Source organism: Mycobacterium sp., assembly GCF_035603715.1.
Lineage (GTDB): Bacteria > Actinomycetota > Actinomycetes > Mycobacteriales > Mycobacteriaceae > Mycobacterium.
Genome location: NZ_DATNJW010000200.1, coordinates 1 through 3,305 on the forward strand (window position 1 = coordinate 1; position 3,305 = coordinate 3,305).

The 3,305-nt window shown below is 65.6% G+C and carries 5 protein-coding genes; 3 read left to right on the forward strand and 2 right to left on the reverse strand.

From position 1 onward, the window contains the following. Window positions 1-619: AMP-binding enzyme (locus tag VN856_RS08580; protein WP_414686903.1), on the forward strand; the 619-nt coding region annotated here is incomplete at its 5' end. Window positions 620-676: 57 nt separating this feature from the next. Here VN856_RS08580 and VN856_RS08585 read toward each other — a convergent pair. Continuing rightward, window positions 677-1,387 (reverse strand): serine protease, encoded by a 711-nt coding sequence (locus VN856_RS08585; protein ID WP_414686904.1) that lies wholly within the window; start codon window positions 1,385-1,387, stop codon window positions 677-679. A 177-nt stretch (window positions 1,388-1,564) separates the two neighbouring features. Here VN856_RS08585 and VN856_RS08590 point away from each other — a divergent pair, with 177 nt between their 5' ends. Beyond that, a complete protein-coding gene (locus VN856_RS08590) occupies window positions 1,565-2,095 on the forward strand; it encodes a phage holin family protein (RefSeq protein ID WP_325688001.1) in 531 nt (176 codons plus the stop codon). Next, window positions 2,096-3,058, forward strand: coding sequence for an alpha/beta hydrolase (locus tag VN856_RS08595; RefSeq protein ID WP_325688003.1), 963 nt, complete (start codon window positions 2,096-2,098; stop codon window positions 3,056-3,058). Here VN856_RS08595 and VN856_RS08600 read toward each other — a convergent pair. Next, the coding region (locus VN856_RS08600; RefSeq protein WP_325688005.1) for a trypsin-like serine protease at window positions 3,051-3,305 on the reverse strand (255 nt) is incomplete at its 5' end. The genes VN856_RS08595 and VN856_RS08600 overlap by 8 nt on opposite strands.

Below are 3,305 nucleotides of genomic sequence, written 5' to 3' on the forward strand. Positions count from 1 at the left end.
CGATGACGACGGCAACCAGCTTTCGCCGCCGTCGACCGAAGAAGGCGAGCATGTCAGCGGATATCTGGTGCTCGATCAGCCTTGGCCGTCCATGTTGCGCGGTATCTGGGGCGACCCGGACCGCTTCCGCGAGACGTACTGGTCGAAGTTCGCCCGCCAGGGCTGGTACTTCGCCGGCGACGGCGCTCGCTACGACTCCGACGGGGCGATCTGGATCCTGGGCCGCATCGACGACGTTATGAACGTCTCGGGGCACCGCATCTCGACCGCGGAGGTGGAGTCGGCGTTGGTCGGCCACTCCGGGGTGGCCGAGGCCGCGGTGGTGGGCGCGACCGACGAGACCACCGGTCAGGCCATCTGCGCTTTCGTTGTCCTGCAGGCAAGTCACGCGCAGACGACAGGCGCGGAGATCATCGACGAGCTGCGTGCCGAGGTCGCTCGGGTGATTTCGCCGATCGCCCGGCCACGCGAACTGCATGTGGTGCCGGAATTACCGAAGACCCGCAGCGGCAAGATCATGCGACGCCTGCTGCGTGACATCGCCGAGAAGCGCGAACTCGGCGATACCTCCACGCTGCTCGATCCCGGTGTATTCGACGCGATTCGGGCGGCCCAGTAAATCTGGCCGGCCGACGATGCGGGCCGGAACGGCCCGAGGAGGAGCCGGCCGATAGATCTACGGGGAGACCGGGACGAATCCCGCGCCGGGACGATTCTTGGCCTGCAGATCGGCCAGATCGGCGTTGATCGACTGGACCACCGCCGGAGTGTGCAGCGGGATGTATTTGGTGACGCAGACCGGCAGGTTCTCGCTGAACGCGCCGTGGATCATCCCGACCAGTTGATCGTTAACGGTCACCGGGGCACCCGAATCACCGGGCTGGCCACACACCTGCATGAGGATCGTGCCCGGATCCTGACCCGGCCCCCAGGTGACACCACACGAGTTGCCGGTGGTGCGGCCCTGCTTGCAGGCAACCTGCCCGAAGGCCGGGTCGGGCCCGACGCCGTTGATCGCGAAACCGCCGAAGTTGGCTACCGGAGCAACCTTGGCCTTATCGAACTGGATGACCGCGTAGTCGAGGCCGTCGTTGCCGGCCACCATGGTTCCCATCGTGCCGCGGTCCTTTGCCGACTCGACGACCACCGGGGCGCCCGGGCCGCCGCAGTGCGCCGAGGTGAATCCGATCAACTCGCCCTTGGCGTCGGTGCCGATCGTGGTCAGGGTGCACAGAGTGTCGCCGTTGACGATGATCCCTGCCCCGCCGCCGAGCGGAACGCGGTCGTCAGCCCGTGCGAGCGCGCTGTGCAGGCCGGCCGGCCCGACCGCGCAGGCTGTCACCAAAGCCGCCGTGAGCCCAAGCAGCCGACGGCACCTGCTCTGCACAGCGATACTCCCGTCAACAAAAAATGGACGTTCACCATCGAACGGCCGCGCCAGTCTAACGTGATCAATGCCCACCAGCGGCGATCCTCGAACGGCTGGCAGTGCTCGGTGGCCTCGTCTGACATCGGGCTGCATGGCAACATGAACCGGACAATCATCCGCTCGGGAGGACCGTCAGTGAGCAAGTCAGATCGAACGAACACCGACCGCAAGGACGGGGTTCCCCGCACGCTGACCAGCATTCCGTTGACCGACCCGCATGCGCTGTCCGCCGAGCCGTCGATCGGTGAGCTGGTCAAGGACGCGACCGCGCAGATGTCGACACTGGTGCGCGCGGAAGTCGAGCTGGCCCGCGCGGAGATCACCCGTGACGTCAAGAAGGGCCTGACCGGCAGCGTCTTCTTCATTGCGGCGCTGGTGGTGTTGTTCTATTCGACGTTCTTTTTCTTCTTCTTCCTCGCCGAACTTCTCGACACCTGGATCTGGCGTTGGGCGGCCTTCCTCATCGTGTTCGGGATCATGGTGGTGGTGACGGTCGCGCTGGCGCTGTTCGGCTACCTCAAGGTCCGGCGCATCCGCGGCCCGCAGCAGACCATCGAATCGGTCAAGGAGACGCGGTCGGCGTTGACACCGGGTCAAGACAAGTCCTCGCCACCGGCGCTGCATTCGGCGCAGGGCGGGACGCCCGCCGATCCCTCGGGTTGGTAGATGGCCCCACCAGATCCGTCGGTCACCCGTATCGACGGTCCATGGCGCCATTTGGACGTGCACGCCAACGGCATTCGGTTTCATGTCGTCGAGGCGACATCGGACGGAAAGGACACCACCGCTCCGACGGCTCAACCGCTGGTGATCATGCTGCACGGCTTCGGCTCGTTCTGGTGGTCGTGGCGTCACCAGTTGCGTGGATTGACTGGAGCCCGCGTGGTCGCGGTGGATCTGCGCGGCTACGGCGGCAGCGACAAACCGCCTCGCGGCTATGACGGCTGGACGCTGGCCGGAGACACCGCCGGACTGATCCGCGCACTGGGGCACACGTCGGCAACGCTGGTCGGCCACGCCGACGGCGGCCTGGTGTGCTGGGCCACCTCGGTGTTGCACTCGCGACAGGTACGCGCGATCGCCGTGATCAGCTCGCCGCACCCAGCCGCGCTGCGGCGCTCGGCGCTGACCCGCCGCGATCAAGGCCGGGCTCTACTGCCCTCGCTGCTGCGCTACCAGGTGCCGATCTGGCCGGAGCGTGCGCTGACCCGGCACAACGGCATCGGGCTCGAGCGTCTGATACGCAGCCGCGCCGGTGCGAAATGGGTTGCATCCGAGGACTTTTCCGAATCGATCGGTCATCTGCGGCAAGCGATCCAGATTCGGTCAGCCGCACATTGTGCACTGGAATATCAGCGCTGGGCGGTACGCAGCCAACTCCGCGAAGAGGGCCGACGATTCATGAGATCGATGAGCCGACCGTTCGGAATCCCGATGCTGCACATTCACGGCGCCGCCGACCCCTACGTCCTGGACGATCCGGTCGAACGAACACAGCGCTACGCGCCGCACGGTCGCTACGTATCAATCTCTGGCGCAGGACATTTCAGTCATGAAGAGAAGCCGGACGAAGTCAACGCTCACCTGTCGCGTTTCCTCGAGCGGGTGTACCGGTCGCCACTCAACTGACGCACTCGCCGGTGGGCACCGGCGCAGTGTCACCGATATGTGCAAGCTGCGCGGCCACCTCTTTGGCGGTCAGCACAAACCCGGTGTCGTTGTCGTCGACCGCCGCACCGAAGACGACACCGATCACCTGACCATCCAGGTCGATCAGCGGTCCGCCCGAATTGCCTTGCTCCACATTGGCTCTGACGGTGTAGACCTCGCGGTTGATCGTCGCTTTCCGGTAGATGTCGGGCCCGTTGAGTTCGAT

What these genes read in the sequence shown, in the direction of transcription:
- VN856_RS08595 (WP_325688003.1), top strand. Translation starts at nt 2,096, where the DNA reads ATGGCCCCACCAGATCCGTCGGTCACCCGTATCGACGGTCCATGGCGC.